Origin of the sequence: Novosphingobium sp. Chol11, assembly GCF_900218065.1 — a bacterium.
Taxonomy (GTDB): Bacteria; Pseudomonadota; Alphaproteobacteria; order Sphingomonadales; family Sphingomonadaceae; genus Sphingobium; species Sphingobium agri.
This window is the reverse complement of the sequence record NZ_OBMU01000001.1, coordinates 2,116,231-2,134,237: the sequence shown is the minus strand read 5'-3', so window position 1 is coordinate 2,134,237 and position 18,007 is coordinate 2,116,231. Positions and strand designations below refer to the sequence as shown.

Below are 18,007 nucleotides of genomic sequence, written 5' to 3'. Positions count from 1 at the left end.
CCTCTTTATCACAATCATCATGACGCGCGCACTGCGGAGGCAGGCAAATCGTAACGGCACGGGAAGGGGGCTCGATCGGCGGACGCTGCTCGTCGGCGCCGGCGCGGCAGGAAGCCTGTTGCTTGCTTGGGGCGCATGGCCACGCACCTATCGCCCCAATCTGAATGCAGTTGCGGGCGAAACGATCTTTAACGCCTTCCTCAAGATCGACAAGGCGGGCAGGATCCTTGTGATCGTGCCGCAAGCAGAGACCGGGCAGGGCGTGACGACCCTGCTGCCACAGATTTTAGCGGACGAACTGGGTGCCGACTGGCGAACCGTTGGCGTCCAAAGCGCGCCTGTCAGTCCGCTCTACGCCAATACGTTGCTGGCCAGAGAGTGGCTGGCTGATGATTGGTCGAGGCTGGCCGGTGGGGCGGGCGAGTGGGCGATCGGGCAATATGCGACGCGGCGTGCCTTGATGTTGACCGGTGCTGGCACATCTGTCCCGATGTTCCGTACAGCCTACCAAGAGGCAGGCGCCGCCGCCCGCGTGCTTTTGTGTAAAGCCGCCGCGGCACGCTGGGATGTGCCTTGGGAAAGCTGTGATATTCAAAATGGCATCATCACTGATGGAGGGCGACGCACCTTCAAGATCGGTGAGGTCGCAGCCGAGGCGGCAGAATTGGACTTGCCGGAGATTTTGCCCTTCCGGCAAGGTCAGGCTGACCGGCTGTTCGGACAGGATCTGCCGCGCCTCGACACGCCGTCGAAGATTGACGGCAGCCACAATTTTGCCGCCGACGTCCGATTGCCCGACATGCTTTTCGCTTCCATTCGCCAGGGACCGATAGGCGACGCCGTGCTTACGCGCGTGAACGAGCAGGCGGCAAAATCTGTCACCGGCTTTAGCAAGCTGGTGCGTACTGATCGTTGGGTCGCAGCCGTCGCGACAAACTGGTGGGCAGCGAACAAGGCGCTCGACCTGAGTGATCCAGTCTTCGAGCTATCGGGGTCTCCTGTAAGCAGCGCGGGCATCGATGCGGCTCTTGAACAGGCTTTTTCAGGCTCCTCTGGTCAACGGCTTTATTCGCGCGGTGATCTCAAGCCGCTGTTCGACAATGCGACGATCCTTGCCAGCGAGTTCAGCGTTGCGCCGGGCCTGCATCTGACGCTGGAACCCCCCTGCGCAACTGCTCGGGTCGGCGAGGGTGTCGCGGAGATATGGATGCCCGCCCAAGCTCCAGCGCTGGCGCGTACGGCGATAGCGGATGCCCTCGATATGCCGGAGGAGCAGGTGGTGCTTTACCCCCTCCACGCTGGCGGGTCGTTCGGCCGCAGGATGGATTTCGAGGTGGGCGTTCAGGCCGCCTTGATTGCCAGGGAAGTTGGACGCCCTGTCCAACTGCTCTGGTCCAGGCTGGAAGATGTAATCCAGGACCGTCCCGGCGCTCCGGCACATGCTAGGATGGCGGCAAAGCTCGGCCGCAATGGCGCGATCGAAGGATGGCTGGCGAAAGTGGCGGCGCCTTGCGCGATGACACAGACATGGAAGCGGATCGCGGGCGGCAAATCCCCTCATGAAGCAAGCCGTGCCGCAGCTGATGCTTCAACGCGGCTCGCGGTGGCAGGCATGGAGCTGCCATATGCCATGCCGAATTGGGCGGTAGATCATTTTCCCGCCGATGTCGGCCTGCCGCTAGGCTTCACCCGGGGCAATGCGCATCTTTACGGCGCCTTCTTCACCGAAAGCTTCATTGACGAACTTGCTCACTTGGCGGGGATGGAAGCGCTCTCCTTTCGTATCCAGATGCTGGGTGGCAATCCGAGACTGGCGCATTGCTTGACCACGGTCGGAGCCATGGGCGGATGGCAGGGGGGCATCGAAGGAAGCGGTCAGGGCCTAGCAGTGCATGCAATCAATGGCACCTATATCGCTGTCATGGTCGAAGCCGCCATCGATGGAAACAAACTGAGCGTCGGCCGGGTCATCGCTGCGGTCGATGGCGGTGAACAGGTCAATCCCGACATCGCACGTCAACAGGTCGAAAGCGGCCTCCTGTTCGGCCTGGCAACGGCCATGGGTACATCGGTGCCTTATGCAAAGGGAATGCCGACGCGTTCGGTTCTCTCCCGCATGGGGCTGCCCCGCTTGCAGGATATTGGCGAGATAACCGTGGAGATGATCCGTAGCACGGCACCTCCTGCTGGTCTTACCGATATTGGGGCTCCCCCGGTTGCTCCAGCTATCGCCAATGCCCTCTTCACCGTCACGGGTCAGCGTTTCCGTCAACTCCCCATCCTGTCACGGACATGACATCAAACATGGCAAATATCGGCGTTCTTCTGATCAATCTGGGCACGCCCGATGCACCGGATACTGCATCTGTGAGGCGCTATTTGGGTGAGTTTCTGTCTGACCAAAGGGTCGTGGAGATCCCAAAGCTATTGTGGCAACCCATATTGCGCGGACCAATCCTTCTCACCCGTCCAGCCAAATCCGCGAAGGCTTATCGGGAAGTCTGGCTCGATGAAGGCTCTCCGCTCGCGGTCTACACATGTGAGACCGCCGCAAGGCTGCAGGAACTTACGGGACCTGAGATCAGGGTCGATTGGGCCATGCGCTATGGGAAGCCGTCCATCGCCGACCGGCTGAACGCGATGATTGCAGAGGGATGCAGCAGGATATTGCTGGCGCCGCTCTATCCGCAATATTGCGCAGCGACGACTGCAACAGCGCTCGATGCCTGTTATGCCGCCCTCGCGCGCCTGCGCGTCCAGCCTGCAATCCGCACCTTGCCGCCCTATTATGCTGACCCTTCCTACATTGAAGCGTTGCGCACCTCCACCGAGCGGCAGTTGGCTGCGCTGGATTTCAAGCCGGACATGCTGCTTGCCAGCTTCCACGGTATGCCTGAGCGTACGCGAACCCTGGGCGACTCCTATTATGACCAGTGCCGCGCCAGCGTTGAGCTTCTTCAGGATGCGCTCGGAAGAGAAGTGAGGCTGTCGTTTCAGTCGCGGTTCGGGCGTGCGAAATGGCTGGGACCAGCAACGGATGAAACCCTGCGAGAGCTACCGGCTCAGGCTGTTCGATCCGTCGCCGTTCTCACCCCCGGATTTTCGGCGGATTGCCTGGAAACGCTTGAGGAAATCGCGATGCGCGGCCGGGAAGATTTTCTGGCGGCCGGTGGCGAGGCATTCGCTCATTTGCCCTGTCTGAACGCCTCGCCGGAAGCTATGATCCTTTACCGGAACCTGATCGGCCGTGAACTGGCGGGGTGGGTTCAAGATGAGTTTCGTCCAATTCGAGAGGGGAACTGACATGAACAGGGTAGCTATCGTAACGGGCGGAACGCGGGGTATTGGAGAGGCGATCAGCCTGGCGCTCAAGGAATTGGGCTGCAAAGTTGCCGCCAACTACGCTGGAAACGACGAGAAGGCGCGCGCATTTACAGACAGGACAGGGATCGACGCCTTCCGCTGGGATGTCGGCGATCATCAGGCTTGTCTGGACGGTTGCGCTGCGGTGGCTGAAAAATTGGGACCGGTCGATATCGTGGTGAATAATGCGGGCATCACGCGCGACGGTGTACTTGCGAAAATGAACTTCGACGATTGGAACGAGGTCATGCGTATCAACCTTGGCGGTTGCTTCAACATGGCCAAGGCTACCTTTGGAGGCATGCGAGAGAGGAACTGGGGCCGGATCGTCAATATCGGATCGATCAATGGCCAAGCCGGACAATATGGGCAGGTGAACTATGCCGCAGCCAAGTCCGGCATTCATGGTTTCACAAAGGCTCTTGCACAGGAGGGCGCCAAGTTCGGCGTCACCGTAAATGCCATCGCGCCCGGCTATATCGACACCGACATGGTGGCCGCAGTGCCTGCCCCGGTGTTGGAGAAGATCGTCGCAAAAATCCCTGTCGGTCGCCTCGGTCAGGCTGAAGAGATCGCACGCGGTGTGGCATTTCTGTGCAGCGAAGAGGCAGGTTTCGTCACGGGCAGCACCATGTCCATCAACGGCGGCCAGCATATGTACTGATGGTCCAAGACGAGGGAATAGAGGGGGAGCCGGGCTTAGCGGAAACGCCGTTCGCCCCTCCTGTTAAGCGTAGCGTGACTATCGCCGGGCATCAGACCGCGATCAGCCTGGAACCCATATTCTGGCAAGCCCTTCGTGCGAGCGCCGCGCGCAAGGGGGTGCCGGTTAACGCGCTGATTGCGCAAATCGACCTAGCAAGGCTGGCCGTTTCCGACCCTCCCAATTTGGCGAGTGCTATCAGATGCTGGCTTTTTGCGGCACCAAAAAATAATAATTATTCGCAATAGCGTTGACTCTGCGAACAGTTCGCAATAGCTGCCTCCTCAGCAATTAACGAAGAAGGGGGTTTCTGTTCGATGTCCAGCAGTTCCAAGTCGATCCCGTCATTTTTGGCACTTGGTTGCGTAAGCGCGATCGCCTTTGCGTCTACCGCGCATGCGCAGGATGGTGCCCCGGGCCCGAAGCTAGGTGGGATGACGGTAACGGACACAGCGATCGACGCGTCGGAGATCAAGGTCGAACGAGCGGAGTCCCCCAAATATGTTCGCCCGTTGCTGGACACGCCGCAGACGATCACGGTGATCGGCAAGGAAACGATCCAACAACAAAACCTTCTGACCCTGCGCGACGTACTTTCCACAGTGCCGGGCATCACCTTCGGCGCGGGGGAAGGTGGCTTCGGTTACGGCGATCGCATCATCCTGCGTGGTCAAGACGCCAAAAATGATGTCACGGTTGATGGAGTGCGCTCAGGAGCATTCCTCAACCGCAATGAAGTCTATAATATCGAGCAGGTTGAAGTCACCAACGGCGCGAACTCCGTTATGAATGGTGGCGGGTCTGTGGCCGGAACCATCAACTTGGTTACAAAGCGCCCGCTAGCTGATGACCAGATCATTTTGAATGCCGGAATAGGCACGGATAATTATTACCGGGCGACTGTTGATACCAATAAGCGTCTTAACGACCTCATTGCTGTTCGCATCAATGCCGTCTATCACGAAAATGACGTGCCTGGCCGTGATGTTGAATATTACAAGCGTTGGGGTATTGCTCCAGCAATTACCATCGGCATCGATGGTCCTACCAACCTTACGTTGCAGGGCGAATATCTCGACGACGATGCGATGCCTCAATATGGCCTCCGCTACTATCCTGCGCAGGGCGGCATTCTGGATGAGTTCGATCGGTCCGGCTATTATGGCTTTGCCAATGTCGATAGGCAGGACAGCACGACTAAGTCGCTGCAAGCGATTTTTAGCCACGCGTTCAATGATAGCTTGAAGATCCGCAATCTGACTCGCTACGAGAAGATCCATCAAGACACGATTACGAGCCAGCCTACGGGGGATTTTTGCTTCTCCTCGAGCCCGGCTCCATGCATCTTCACTCCTTCGACGGGCACAGTCACTGTGCCTCCAGGCTTCTTCATGCCCAATCGCGGCAATGGTCGTGGCAACACGCGCTTTATCAATAACGAGACGGCCTACAATCAGATCGATCTTAGCGCTGATTTTGCGACGGGCGGGATAGAGCACACGCTGGTTCTCGGCGCCTCGGCGCTTTGGGAAAAATATAACCAACTCGCGGGCAACAGCCTTCGTGCGGCCGACGGTACAAACCCATTCGGAACTGCCTATCCGCTCGTAAGCATATCCAATCCGGGCGAAGTGGTGCAGGGCCCCGCAGGCTTTGTCTATGGCAGCAACAACTATGTCGGCCCGTTCAATTTTATCCGCGCTACGCGGACGTTGGGAGAGCAAACAAGCTACGCTGCCTACCTGTTCGATGCTATGAAGTTGACCGATTGGCTCGAGTTCAACGGCGGTATTCGCTATGAGAAGGTGAAAGGCACCAGCAGGACGGTCAGCTTCAATACGACGGCTGGCTCAGCTACTCTGGGTGATCCAACTGGCGTCACTACGCCGGCCAGGGTTGATGATAACCTCTTCTCCTACCGCGCCGGTTTGGTCGTCAAACCGACACCGAACACCAGCCTCTATGTCGCCTATGGCAATTCTAAACTGCCCTCGAAGGCTTCAGTGGACGGTTCGTGTGCCATTGACACAGGCACGGGCGGCGGAAATTGCAATGTGAAGCCTGAAACTACCAAAAATTACGAAATTGGTGTTAAGGCTGATCTGTTCGATGCCAAGCTCCTGCTGACTGCGGCGGCTTTCCGTAATGATCGCAATCAGATCAAGGTGCTTTCGGGTGACCCACTGCTGCCGGATCAGGCGACCGATGGTAATCAGCGAGTCGAAGGTATTTCTCTCGGCGCATCCGGCAATATCACCAGTAACTGGACGATCTCCGCGAACTACATGTACCTGAAGAGCAAGATCCGACAGGGTGTATCGGACTACTGTCTCGATAATCCCGGATCGACCAGCACGACTGCTGGCAATTGCGCAAACAGCTTGGCTTTTCCTGATCCTACCCGCGGGTATGCGCTCACCAACACCCCCAAGCATTCTGGCAGCCTGTTCACAACCTATCGCTTCGACTTCGGCTTGGAACTGGGCTACGGCATCACTTACCAGGGTAAGTTCCTGCTGAACCAACCTACTCTCGCGCAACTTACTGCTGGCACCTATGTCGGCTACTATGTGCCGAGCTACACCATTCACCGGTTCATGGCGAATTATCCCATCACCGAAAATCTCAAGGCGCAGCTCAACGTCCAGAATTTCACCAATGAAAAATATGTGACGACGGTGCGCAACAATGTGAACGGTAGCTGGGCGCAGCCTGCTCCGACCCGTTCGGCGGTGCTCAGCCTAAACTATACTTTCTAACCCTGCGAAAATCCCCCGGCGCTTGTCCCTTGCCGGGGGAAAGGGCGGGTGGCGATGCACTCCTCTCCTCGGGTCGCCACCCGCCTGACCTTAAGAAAAGAGAGGGGTGCGATTGATTCGCATTAGAACCCGCGCTATGTGCTTCGTCCGCAGGCAGTAGCCATAAAAGGGGAATGGGCATGCTTGGTGCGGCCGAACGGTTCATTGCAGATGATATCGCACCCGCCACTTTCCCGTCGGATGCTCCCCATCTTCTCCCACGTACCAGGCTAGATGAGGTTACGGCGACTGCGGGACCTCGCTATGGCGAGCGGCGGTCGATCAATCTTCCTGCTGTTTTGCTCATCATTCTTGTTCATGGCATTCTGATTTTCGTCCTGATGCAGGCGCGGCAACATGCTCAGCGCGTGCGGGAGACCCGCCTTTCCGTCGTTAACCTGATGCCGCCTCCGCCCCCGCCCGCCGATGACACTCCACCACCACCACCTTCAGCACCGCAAGTGGTAGCGCCGCCGCCTCTGGTGCACGTCCCGATGCCGCCGGTGCCGATCGCCACGACACCTGAGCCGACACCCGTCCGGGCTCCCGTGGTCCCTGTTATCAGCCCCGCTCCGGCTACCGTCGTCTCATCTGCTTCGGCTGCGCCCAGCACCGTGCAAGGTGGCGATCTCGCGACGCAGATGGTGTCTGGCAAGCCACCTCGCTATCCGATCGAGAGCCGCCGCAAGCGCGAGCAGGGGACGGTGTTGTTGGCCTTGACCTTGGGGATTGATGGCGCGGTGGAGAGCCTGACGATTGCCCAGAGTAGCGGCTTTTCACGCCTGGATGCGGCTGCGCGTGACGCAGTTCGGACATGGCGCTGGAAACCGACAATCCGCGATGGGCAGCCCGTCAAAGTGAAGGGCGTGGTGGAAATTCCCTTCGTCCTGCGCACCGAAGGCGCCTGACCCCAGAGCTGTTCAACAGAGTTTTCGATATGCTCACCGTCATTCCCGACCTGCTCGATGCTGCACATGTGGAGCGCACACGCGCGCTGATTGGGCAAGCGCAGTGGATCGACGGCAATGTGACGTCGGGCCATCAATCGGCGCTCGCCAAGCGCAACATGCAATTGCCCGAAGATGCGCATGAAGCTCAGCAGGCGGGGCAGATCGTCTTGGAGGCATTGGGGCGCTCGCCGCTTTTTATCGCTGCTGCATTGCCACTCAAGATATTCCCCCCGCTGTTCAACAGCTATGAAGGCGGGCAGGCATTTGGCGTTCATGTGGATAACGCCGTCCGGGTGCAGGCGGGGACCGGCTTCAGGGTCAGGTCGGACCTATCGATCACGGTCTTCCTGGAAGACCCGCAAAGCTATGACGGCGGCGAATTGACTATCGAAACGAATTTCGGCGTGCAGCAGGTGAAGCTCCCGGCAGGGCATGCGGTTTTGTACCCTTCGTCGTCGCTTCATCGCGTGGAGCCGGTTACGCGCGGGCGGCGAACCGCCAGCTTCTTCTGGATCCAGTCGATGGTCCGGGACGACGCTGCGCGTCAGATGATGTTTGACTTGGACAGCAGCATACAGGCTCTGGCCGTCGATCTTGGCCATGACAATGCCCAGGTGATCCGGTTGACGGGCGTCTATCACAATCTGCTGCGGCGATGGGCAGACGCCTGAAGCGGCTCGGCTAATCAAGCATCGAAGCCAGGGCAGGCGTCATATACTCCATGACGCCATCGCCCGCGCGGAGAATGAGGCGGGCGGCGACATCAAGACGCGTCGCCAACGCCATGCCACGCTCATGCCCCAAAATCGTGATCGCAGTTGCCCAAGCGTCAGCCAGCATAGCGCTTTCGTGCAAGACCGTGACAGACGCGACATCATTGCCGATCGGCCTGCCAGTTGACGGGTCGATGCTGTGAGACAAATGCGTCTCGTTCTCTGCGCGGAAACGAACATAGTCGCCTGACGTGGCTACAGAAAGGCCGCACAAGGCGATGCGCAGGATGGGCGCTGAGAGACGCGGCGGCGCCTCGACATCGACCCACCAGGGCTGGTGATCGGGCTTAAATCCTTCGCCGCGCAGTTCCCCCCCGATCTCGACCAGAAAATGCCGGGCGCCTAGATCGCGGAGGGCTTCTGCCACCGCGTCGACTGCAAAACCCTTGGCTATTCCAGAGAAGTCCAGCTTCACGTCAGCCAGGCGGCGAGCGCTCTGATCGGCGATCTCGATCATGGTCCATGGTGCGAGATGAGCAGGCACTATCTCAGGGCCTGTGATGCCTGTGGGGCCGAAACCCCACCGTTCAACCATCTGTCCGAGGGCCGGGTCGAACGCACCGCCGGACAATCGCGCCATGGCCAATCCGGCCGTGAGAACCGTCATCATGTCTGACGGCAGCGTCGTCCAAGCCCCGATCGGCAATGCGTTGAAGCGGCTGATGTCGGAATCTGCTTCCCAGTTGCTCATCTGCGCTATGATGCGCGCGAGTACATCTTCGATTGCGTCTCCGCAGCCCGGCGGAGCATCGACAATCCGGGCCGACCAGCTTGTGCCCATGGTCGGCCCGGAAAGCTCTGTAATGTACCCCGTTCCATCCCGCTGAGCCGAACGAGGCGGAGGAGGCGGAATGTCAGGGATGGCGACGCGAATGCCGGTCAGGGGGCCAGCACTTCCAAGGTGGTGACATAGGAGGCGCGGCGCGGTGCCGGAGTGGCGGGCGATGCCGCCTGTGCGCCTTCGCCACCTTCGCGATTTCCGCCTATTGAGGCATTCAACCAGTACATGCCGGGCTGTGGCCAGTTGATCGAAACTTTTCCGTCCTTGCCGGTGACCAGATCCTGCTGGCCCAACGCGTCACGGTAGCGGATGCCGCCGGGGATCACTGTTACCTTAAGGTCTGCAGCGGGCTTCCCGTCGACGAGAAACTGGAAGGTCGCTGCCTCGCCTGCGACCAAATCGTTCGGATGGGTGACGGGCACCAATTCTATGCCAACGCCGGTCGGCTTGAATATCGTAGTGGTAGGCGCTCCCAGCGTGAGGAAAATCTCGTTGCGGTTGGAAGCCTCGACTGTCTGGACATTTGTGGCTCCCGCCGGGATGGCCGCCGACAGCTTGTCCTTGGTTGTGCCGCGGGGCAGGCGCTTCACCTCACCGTTCAAGGTGTAGCTGCCCATGATGCCCGTCGAAACGCTGGCGACGCGATACGTGCCGGGCTGCGTCAGGTGAACATCGAAGGTGGAGCGATATTTGCCAGTCGCGGCGTTTTCGATCTTGCCAGTCGATCCATCTGGCTGCGTCACTGCGACCGCGTCGGTGCGCATCGGCATATGTTCGAAGTAAAAGAGGTCGTTCGATACCGCAGCATCGACAGTGACCCAGCTGTCCGTGCCGGACAAGGTGGTCGAGGACGGCAACATCCACTGGCGGTGCGCCTCAGCGCTTGTGGCCATCGACGCAGTGAGGGCCGCTGCGATCAGATATTTGGCTTTCATCGGAATCCCCTTATTTGCTGACGCTGAGGCTGACCTGCCCCAATTCGTTATTGCCCTTTGCGCGGACCACAGTGCCGGGCTTTGCCGGCCAGCTGAACGGCAGGCGGAGCAGTTCGCGGCCGCCGACTTCGCGGGCGGCCTCTACGACGAGCGTGTAGTTGCCCGGTGTGAGTTGGCCGAGCGGGCCTTTGCCCGTGGTGAAGGCGACCTTTTGGTCACCCGGAGCGCGTGTGGCGCCGGTGATGCCGTCCGCGGGAACTTTGAGCGACCGTCCGGAGACGCGCCACCATTGGCGGATGTCGCGGAGCCATTTGGTGCCTTCGCCCTTTGCCTTGTCGACATCATACCAGACCGACAGGGTGCGCGGGGTGGCGCCTTCCTTTTCCAGCCAGATCGCGACGTAGGGGCGGTGATATTCGGCGACGGAGAGGCGCGGGATGGCGACGTTGACGTTCAGCGTCTGCGCGGTGGCGGGGATGGCGGCCGCGCCGAAGGCGGCGCTGCTGCCAAGAATGAGTTTGTAGCGGCTTTGCATTGGCTGCTGGTCCCCTAAATTAATGAAGGAAGAGAAGAATTAAAAGCGTTGGGATAATGAGGCCTGCTCCTACCAGAGGCCAGGTGCTCGGGCGCTTGGCAGCGTGGAGCTGGAGGAGGAGAAGGCCAGTCATTGCGAAGACGAAACAAGCGATGGCGAAGATGTCGATGAACCATTTCCAGGCAGTGCCGGTGTTGCGGCCCTTGTGGAGGTCATTGAGATAGCTGATCCAGCCGCGGCTGGTGCTTTCGCTGGTCACAGCGCCGCTTTGCCGGTCGATCGAGACCCAGCCGTCGCCGCCGGGGCGGGGGAGGGCGAGGTAGATCTCGTCGGCGGACCATTCCGCATCGCCCGCAGCGCGAGCGCCGATTTCCTTTTCGACCCAGGCGGCGACAGGCGCGGGGAGAGGCTTTTTGCTGTCGGCTTGGTTGTCCGGAGCCACCTGCTTCAGGAGCGGGGCGGGCAGAGTCGCGGACTTTTCCACGGTCTGCGGCGATCCTTCGACGTCGGCGGCGTGGTTGAGCGTGATGCCGGTGAAGGCGAAGAGCAGGAGGCCGATGAGGCTGATCGCGGAACTGATCCAATGCCAGCTGTGCAGCTGCTTCAGCCAGAAGGTCTTTTTCTTTTTCTTCTGCTGCTGAAGGTGAACGGGGGCATGCATGGGATGGATCGGTCCTGATGATGAGGTGGACCGGATAACGCGAACGACTCGCAATTGCAAACGGGGAGAGAGGGTAAATTGTATTAAAGTGTATGGATTGGCGCGTGTTTTGTGTGCGTTTGGCTGGAAAGCGCATTGAGGCACGAGATCCCAGCTTTCGCTGGGATGACGAGGTAAGACCGGAGAGAGGGCGAAGATGGTGAACGAGGTTTAGCGGCCCAGCAGCCCCCGTGCCTGGCCCGCTATTTCGGCGAGCATGGCGACGTTGGGGGCGGCTGCGGCCTTGGCGCGTTGGACGAGGGCGCGGAATTGGGTGATGCGGGGCTGTTTTTCGGCGAGCCATGCATCGACATGGGCGATGATGTCCTTGCCGCCGGACCTGCCATCGCTGAGCTTGCCGCCCTGTTCGAGGAAGTCGAGCCGGACCTGCTGCATGTCGCGGGCGACGCCGGAAATGAGCAGCCTTTCCCACGGGTCGCTGGGCGACATGCGGGCGGCGGTCGATTGGACCCAGTCGATGCCGACCGCTTCGCCCAAATGGGTGAAGGCGCGGGTGAGCGCGACTTCGTCGACCTTCAACTGCCCGGCAAGGGCGGCGATGCCGACCGCGCCATCGAGCTTGAAGAGACCGGCGGTGCGGCGCACGAGATCCTCCGGCGCGCCGAGGGTGGCCAGGCGATCGGCCACGGCGCTGGTGCGGCGCAAGGCTTCGCTGGTGAGGAGGCCGTCAACCTCCCGCGCGAGCTTTTCGACGCCCTTGGCAAGCAGCGCGTGACCTGCGCCGGGCAGTGTTCCTGCGGGCAGACTGCGCAATATGTCGGCGATCTGTGTGCGTACGCCGATGGCGACATCGGCGAACAGCGCGAGGCGGGCGCTCTCCGACATGGCGGTGGCGTCGATATCGGCCCAGAGGGTGCCGATGTCATAGAGCCGCTCTGCGATCAGGAAGGCGCTGGCGAGGTCGGCCAGCGAGCAGCCTTCCTCTTCGGCCAGTTCAAAAGGGTGGATGAGGCCGAGCCGGTTGACGATGCGGTTGGCGACCTTTGTCGCGACAATCTCCCTGGCGAGCGTATGCGCCGCGATCGCATCCCCTTCCTTCTTCTGCATGGCAGGGGGGAAGGCGGCGGCAAGTTCAGGCCCCATGCTGGGATCAAGGGCGAGTTGCCCCTGTTCGATCGAATCCTGAAGCGCGAGCTTGGCGGTGGACAGGAGCACGGCGAGTTCGGGGCGGGTAAGGCCAAGGCCGTCCTGTCCACGCCGGAGCAGCACATCGTTCGCTGCGAGCCCTTCGACCTGCCGGTCGAGGCGGCCGCTTTCCTCGAATGTTTCGATCAGCCGGACATAGCTGGCAAGGTCGGCCGCGCCCCCGCTTTCGGCGATGGAAAGGCCAAGCACCTGAAGCCGGTTATCCTCCAGCACGATGTCGGCGACGGCATCCGTCATGCTTTCCAGCAGCTTGTTGCGCGCTTCGAAGGTCAAACGGCCTTCGGTCATCTCCTTGTTCAGCGCGATCTTGATGTTCACTTCATTGTCCGAGCAATCGACGCCCGCCGAATTGTCGATGAAGTCTGTGTTGATGCGCCCGGCACGCAGCGAGAAGGCGATGCGGGCCGCCTGGGTGACGCCGAGATTGGCCCCTTCACCGACGACCTTGACGCGCAATTCCTCTGCATTGACGCGCAGGCGATCATTGGCGGGATCGCCGACTTCGCCATGGCTCTGCGCCGCGGCCTTCACATAGGTGCCGATGCCGCCAAACCATAGAAGGTCCGCAGGGCTTTTGAGTATCGCGCCAATGAGGGCGGTTGGCTCCATCTCCATATCCGCGACGCCGAGGATCGCCTGAACCTGAGGCGTCAGAGTGATGCTTTTCAGGGTGCGTGGGAAGACGCCGCCGCCCTTTGAGATCAGCGACTTGTCATAATCGTCCCAACTCGACCGGGGCAGCTGGAACAGGCGGTTGCGTTCCTCCCAGCTTTTCGCCGGGTCGGGATCGGGATCAAGGAAGATGTGGCGATGGTCGAAAGCGGCGAGCAGCCGGATCGACTTCGACAGCAGCATGCCGTTGCCGAACACGTCACCCGACATGTCGCCACAGCCGACGACGGTGACGGGCTCGCTTTGCACATCGATGCCCATTTCGGCAAAGTGCCGCCGGACGCTGATCCAGGCGCCGCGCGCGGTGATGCCCATCGCCTTGTGATCATAGCCGTGCGATCCGCCGCTGGCGAAAGCATCGCCCAGCCAGAAATCATGGTCGAGCGCGATGGCGTTGGCTACGTCGCTGAAGGTCGCCGTACCCTTGTCCGCCGCGACGACGAAATAGGGATCGTCGCCATCATGGATGACGACCCGGGCAGGATGGCGGACCTTGCCCTTCACAATATTGTCGGTGACGGACAGCAGCGCGCGGATGAAGATGCGGTAGCTTTCGGTGCCTTCCGCCATCCAGGCGTCGCGATCGACTTGCGGATTGGGAAGCTGCTTGGGATAGAAGCCGCCCTTTGCACCGGTGGGCACGATGACGGCATTCTTCACCCGCTGCGCCTTCATGAGGCCAAGGATTTCCGTACGGAAATCGTCGCGCCGGTCCGACCAGCGCAGGCCGCCACGGGCGATCGGCCCCGCGCGCAGGTGAATGCCCTCGACGCGGGGGGAGTAGACCCAGATTTCGCGCCAGGGAAGGGGAGCGGGAAGGCCAGGCACTTGCGCGCTGTCGAGCTTGAAGGCGAGTGCTTCGGCTGCGGCTTCGCTGAAGAAATTGGTGCGCAGCGTCGCGGTGATGACGGCGCGCAGCAGGCGCAGTACCCGGTCCTCGTCGATGGCGCTGACCTTTTCAAGGCCAGCGGTGATCGCCGCCTGCGCCTGTTCGGCGCGGGCGGGACCATCCTTCACGGCCGGATCATGCAGGGCCTCGAACAGGGTGACGAGTTGGCGGGCGATGTCCTGTTCCCGCCGCAGCGTTTCGGCAAAGGTCGCCATGCCATAGGCCATGCCGGTCTGGCGGAGGTAGCGGAACAGCGCGCGGAAGAGCACGACGGCGTGCGGCGCGAGGCCCGCCGTCACGATCAACTCATTGAAGCGGTCATTTTCAGCCCGGCCCTCCAGCACCTGGGCGATGGCTTCCGTGACGACCGAGGCGCGGGCGACGACCGCGTCGCCGCTGCCGCCCGGCGGGAGTTCCAGAACGAAGCGCTGCACATGGCCCTGCGCGCCGCCATCGACCGCCGTCGTCATTTCGTCGATCACGCGGAAGCCGAAATTCTCGAAAGCGGGGACGACTTCGGACAGCGCGATGACATCGTGGCTGTAAAGCTTCAGGCGCAGTTGTTCGGGCCTATCCTCTCCATTGCGGTAGATGCGGATCGACTTGTCGCCGGGGCCGCCCAGGCCGTGGAGCAGGCGAATGTCGATCGCCGCTTCGGAAGGGCCAGCACCATTGCGGTACGCCATGGGGAAGCCGGGCGCATAGCGTTGGGCGAGCGCGGCGGCGCGGCCCGGCTCCTCGGTATCGGCAAGAGCTTCCTCGACGGCGGGGACCCAGCCGCGCACCATCTGCTTCAATTGCCGGTCGAGCGGGGCTTCGTCGGGCACGACGCCGCCATCGCGCAGGTCGAGTGTGATGCGGAGCAGTGCGAGGCCGCTTTCCTCAAGGGCGATCGACCAGCTGAGCACCGGCGCGTTGGCGGCCTGCGAGAGCATGTCCTGTACCGCGAGGCGGCGAGCCGTGCTTAGTTCGTCGCGTGGCAGCCAGGCGAAGGCATAGAGATGCCGGGCAAGCGCGCTGGTGCCGAGCGCCAGTTTCGGACGCGGACGATCGGTCAGCGACATGAAGGTGAGCGCCAGCCGTTCGAGCGTTTCATGATCGAAGCCGATCAATATGTCATGCGGCAGGGCAGTGAGCGCGTGGACCAGCACCTTGCCCGCATGGCCACCCGGATCGAAGCCGAACTTGTCCATCAGCGCCGACAGGGCGGAGCGGAGCAGCGGCACCTTGTCAGGGCTGGCGGACAGCGCCGCGCTGGTCCACATGCCGGCATGGATGGACAGGGCGACGACCTGTTTCCCTTCGCGCACCGGCACGATGATGAGGTCGAGCAGAACGGCGCGGTGGACGCGCGACAAGATGTTCGATTTGATGATGAGCGGGTTGCGGCGGCCTTCCTCGAACCAGGTGAAGGCGGCTTCAAGCGAGGCGGGCGACAGCAGCGGCGTGTCGCCGAGCGAACATATGCCAAGCCGATCGTCCGCCCTGCCGTCGCGGTGGCGGCGCTCATGCCCGGTCTGGGTGAAATGGCGGGCGAGGAACCAGCGGAGCAGCGCCGCGCCTTCGCCATCGGGGATCGCGTCTGCATCCCGGCTCATCGCTTCGCGCATCCGGGGCCAGTCGGCGACCGCGATGCGGACATCGGCCAGTGTGTCGCGCAACGCCTTTTCCAGTGCGCGGCGGCCCTTCGCATCGGCGCGGTCCGCTTCGATATAGATCATGGATTCGCGGCGGGCGCCGGGGGCTTCGTCGTCCAGGATGGCGCCGAGCCTGCCGCCGTCCGCGCGATCGACCGACAGGACCGGGTGCAGCAGGCGGTAGATGGTGATGTCATGGGCGGCGAGCGCGTTGGCGATCGAATCCACCAGGAACGGCATGTCGTCATTGACGATGGCGATGCGCATGTAGCGCCCGGTCGCCCCTTCGCCGAGCGTTTCGATGGCGATGGCGAGCTGGCCGGACCTGCGGACGTCAGCGGTGCGGGCGAGGAAGGTGGCGGCGGCGGTCGCCGCGTCATGACCGAAATCGTCGCTCTCGCCCGGGAGCGCGCCCCGTTCGAGCGCGGCCTCAAGCGCCTTGCGGATCGATGCGTCTACTTGGCCGGACTTCGGCTCGGACAATGCCGTCATGCGTAACCCTCTTCCCGCTGCGGCTGTTGCCGCTTTGCCTGAACGGAGAAGACGCTGGAACGTTGCCGCGCGACTCTCCGGCTGGCCTTAGGTTATGCGCCAGGGTTTGGAGCGGCTCAACCGGAATGGTAAGAAAATTACATTTGGCCGAAATAAAATGATCAAGTCTTTATGCTGCCGCGGCGACGATGACTCGCTGGCCAAGGTCCAATCCGTCGGGCAGCGCGCCAACGATAGCGAGGCTGCCGTCCGCTTCCCGCCGGGCGACGACGACGGCGAGGCCGTCTTCATCAGTGCGGACTGCGATGGGATCGAGGGGCGCAGCCGCCTTCATCGCGGCGCGGGCGGTTTGGCGCGGGTCCTTCGCAGCGGGCAGGGCGGCGCGGCGCTGGGCGCGTTCGTCGCGGATCAGGGCCTTGAGGCCGCCGGGATATGCGCCGAGATAGTCGCCAAGCGCGCCGAGGCCGAGCCCGGCGCTCTTCGCATGCTCAAGCGCGGTCGCATATTCGGTGATGCGCGTCTTGTCATAGGTGGAGCCGAAGACCAGCTTCACCACGGCGGTAAGCGGGCTGCGGGCCTGGGCCTTGATACCGGCGTCGGCCAGCATCTCCGCATAATCTGCCGGCGACGCCTCGCTCATCAGCGCGAAGTCATAGGCAAGGCCGATGGCGCGGTAGAGGGCGCCATGGGTGCGGGCTTCGCTGGTGCGGGCCTGTTCCGCCCCGTCGCGGGCGAGGGCGAGCCAGTCGGCAAGCGGCGCGTCCTCGGCCGGGCTTTCCATGCCGGACAGGTCGAGCGTGTCTTCATCCTCGCCCGCCGCAGGACCATCGGCCCAGATCGGCGCGACCGCATGGGGCGCGGCGCTGCTGCGCAGGGCGGCATCGACTTCGCGGCCCAACTCGTCGGCGAAGGCCTGGCTCGCCAGCTCCTTCCAGCTGATGACGCCGAAGACGAAATCAATCGTCTCGCCATCCGAAGAGAAGGGCATGAGGATGCCGCGATAAAGTATCTCCGCTCCTCGCTGATTGACGAACCCTGCCTCGAACCCGATCGGCGCGGCGTTGGCGATGATCTGAAGATAATGATCCGTCAGGCGTGACAGCAGCGAGCGCGACGGGACATCGTTAATGAACTGGATCGACCCGGTGACCTCGCACTCCCGGCGGAGCGCGGTGCCGAGATAGACGACGGCGGGATTGTCTAGCCCGGTGCTGAAATCGAGAAGCACGCTGTTCGGGCCAAAATCCTCCAGCTGATCGGGTGACAAATCCTCGATCGAAGGAAGCGCGCGGTCCCCAAGCAGGGACGCCCAATAATTATAGGCACGCACCTGCATGCGCCGCTCATCGGAGCCGACCTCGCTCGGCGGTTCGATCGCGCCATTGTCGGCATAGTCGAAATCATCCTGATCGCTGGAGATTTCCTGCCCCCGCAGAGTGTCCATCCGGCTGGTCCTAACCCAGAAGAAAAGCTTTCCTGAGACTCGACACTGCCATGGGATGGTAAACATGCCGTGAAGAAGGCGGCGGCCGATGAGGGAGCGGCGAAGGAGCATGCCTGCAAAGATGATGCGCAAAGATGCAATGCCCGCTTGTCCTGCGCACCAACCGCT

Annotated in this window: 13 protein-coding genes; 7 read left to right on the top strand and 6 right to left on the bottom strand. The window is 61.7% G+C overall.

Going from position 1 to position 18,007, the window contains the following annotated elements; all coding sequences use genetic code 11:
• Positions 1-19 precede the first annotated feature (19 nt).
• The 7 genes from NCHOL11_RS10615 (at position 20) to NCHOL11_RS10585 (ending at position 8,485) form a co-directional block, all read left to right on the top strand.
• Positions 20-2,296 carry a xanthine dehydrogenase family protein molybdopterin-binding subunit gene (locus NCHOL11_RS10615; protein WP_097092278.1) on the top strand — a complete coding sequence of 759 codons (2,277 nt, stop codon included), beginning with the start codon at positions 20-22 and terminating at the stop codon, positions 2,294-2,296.
• A gap of 8 nt (positions 2,297-2,304) precedes the next feature.
• Positions 2,305-3,303 carry a ferrochelatase gene (hemH, locus tag NCHOL11_RS10610; RefSeq protein ID WP_097092277.1) on the top strand — a complete coding sequence of 333 codons (999 nt, stop codon included), beginning with the start codon at positions 2,305-2,307 and terminating at the stop codon, positions 3,301-3,303.
• A gap of 1 nt (position 3,304) precedes the next feature.
• Positions 3,305-4,027 (top strand): acetoacetyl-CoA reductase, encoded by a 723-nt coding sequence (phbB, locus tag NCHOL11_RS10605; RefSeq protein WP_097092276.1) that lies wholly within the window; start codon positions 3,305-3,307, stop codon positions 4,025-4,027.
• Positions 4,027-4,314 (top strand): ribbon-helix-helix domain-containing protein, encoded by a 288-nt coding sequence (locus tag NCHOL11_RS10600; RefSeq protein ID WP_097092275.1) that lies wholly within the window; start codon positions 4,027-4,029, stop codon positions 4,312-4,314. The genes phbB and NCHOL11_RS10600 overlap by 1 nt, the downstream gene beginning before the upstream one ends.
• A 69-nt stretch (positions 4,315-4,383) precedes the next feature.
• Positions 4,384-6,825 (top strand): TonB-dependent receptor, encoded by a 2,442-nt coding sequence (locus NCHOL11_RS10595; protein ID WP_097092274.1) that lies wholly within the window; start codon positions 4,384-4,386, stop codon positions 6,823-6,825.
• Between the two features lie 179 nt (positions 6,826-7,004).
• Positions 7,005-7,772, top strand: coding sequence for an energy transducer TonB (locus NCHOL11_RS10590; RefSeq protein WP_097092885.1), 768 nt, complete (start codon positions 7,005-7,007; stop codon positions 7,770-7,772).
• Positions 7,773-7,801: 29 nt separating this feature from the next.
• Entirely contained in the window at positions 7,802-8,485 is a 684-nt protein-coding gene (locus NCHOL11_RS10585; protein WP_097092273.1) for a Fe2+-dependent dioxygenase, read from the top strand.
• Between the two features lie 10 nt (positions 8,486-8,495).
• Here NCHOL11_RS10585 and NCHOL11_RS10580 read toward each other — a convergent pair whose 3' ends face one another.
• The 6 genes from NCHOL11_RS10580 to NCHOL11_RS10555 form a co-directional block, all read right to left on the bottom strand.
• Positions 8,496-9,368 (bottom strand): FAD:protein FMN transferase, encoded by an 873-nt coding sequence (locus NCHOL11_RS10580; protein ID WP_097092272.1) that lies wholly within the window; start codon positions 9,366-9,368, stop codon positions 8,496-8,498.
• Between the two features lie 98 nt (positions 9,369-9,466).
• Positions 9,467-10,303 carry a DUF4198 domain-containing protein gene (locus tag NCHOL11_RS10575; protein ID WP_097092271.1) on the bottom strand — a complete coding sequence of 279 codons (837 nt, stop codon included), beginning with the start codon at positions 10,301-10,303 and terminating at the stop codon, positions 9,467-9,469.
• A 10-nt stretch (positions 10,304-10,313) separates the two neighbouring features.
• Positions 10,314-10,838 carry a DUF2271 domain-containing protein gene (locus tag NCHOL11_RS10570; RefSeq protein WP_097092270.1) on the bottom strand — a complete coding sequence of 175 codons (525 nt, stop codon included), beginning with the start codon at positions 10,836-10,838 and terminating at the stop codon, positions 10,314-10,316.
• A 19-nt stretch (positions 10,839-10,857) separates the two neighbouring features.
• A complete protein-coding gene (locus NCHOL11_RS10565) occupies positions 10,858-11,499 on the bottom strand; it encodes a PepSY-associated TM helix domain-containing protein (protein ID WP_097092269.1) in 642 nt (213 codons plus the stop codon).
• A gap of 210 nt (positions 11,500-11,709) precedes the next feature.
• The gene (locus tag NCHOL11_RS10560) at positions 11,710-16,395 is read right to left on the bottom strand and encodes an NAD-glutamate dehydrogenase (RefSeq protein WP_097092268.1); all 4,686 of its coding nucleotides are present in this window, start codon (positions 16,393-16,395) and stop codon (positions 11,710-11,712) included.
• 169 nt (positions 16,396-16,564) lie between these two features.
• Entirely contained in the window at positions 16,565-17,839 is a 1,275-nt protein-coding gene (locus NCHOL11_RS10555) for a PAS domain-containing protein (protein WP_097092267.1), read from the bottom strand.
• Between the last annotated feature and the right edge of the window lie 168 nt (positions 17,840-18,007).

Bases quoted from the DNA above. Each gene is read 5' to 3' on its own strand.
- NCHOL11_RS10615 (WP_097092278.1), top strand. From the start codon at position 20: ATGACGCGCGCACTGCGGAGGCAGGCAAATCGTAACGGCACGGGAAGG.
- hemH (WP_097092277.1), top strand. From the start codon at position 2,305: ATGGCAAATATCGGCGTTCTTCTGATCAATCTGGGCACGCCCGATGCA.
- phbB (WP_097092276.1), top strand. From the start codon at position 3,305: ATGAACAGGGTAGCTATCGTAACGGGCGGAACGCGGGGTATTGGAGAG.
- NCHOL11_RS10600 (WP_097092275.1), top strand. From the start codon at position 4,027: ATGGTCCAAGACGAGGGAATAGAGGGGGAGCCGGGCTTAGCGGAAACG.
- NCHOL11_RS10595 (WP_097092274.1), top strand. From the start codon at position 4,384: ATGTCCAGCAGTTCCAAGTCGATCCCGTCATTTTTGGCACTTGGTTGC.
- NCHOL11_RS10590 (WP_097092885.1), top strand. From the start codon at position 7,005: ATGCTTGGTGCGGCCGAACGGTTCATTGCAGATGATATCGCACCCGCC.
- NCHOL11_RS10585 (WP_097092273.1), top strand. From the start codon at position 7,802: ATGCTCACCGTCATTCCCGACCTGCTCGATGCTGCACATGTGGAGCGC.
- NCHOL11_RS10580 (WP_097092272.1), bottom strand. From the start codon at position 9,368: ATGGGCACAAGCTGGTCGGCCCGGATTGTCGATGCTCCGCCGGGCTGC.
- NCHOL11_RS10575 (WP_097092271.1), bottom strand. From the start codon at position 10,303: ATGAAAGCCAAATATCTGATCGCAGCGGCCCTCACTGCGTCGATGGCC.
- NCHOL11_RS10570 (WP_097092270.1), bottom strand. From the start codon at position 10,838: ATGCAAAGCCGCTACAAACTCATTCTTGGCAGCAGCGCCGCCTTCGGC.
- NCHOL11_RS10565 (WP_097092269.1), bottom strand. From the start codon at position 11,499: ATGCATGCCCCCGTTCACCTTCAGCAGCAGAAGAAAAAGAAAAAGACC.
- NCHOL11_RS10560 (WP_097092268.1), bottom strand. From the start codon at position 16,395: ATGACGGCATTGTCCGAGCCGAAGTCCGGCCAAGTAGACGCATCGATC.
- NCHOL11_RS10555 (WP_097092267.1), bottom strand. From the start codon at position 17,839: ATGGACACTCTGCGGGGGCAGGAAATCTCCAGCGATCAGGATGATTTC.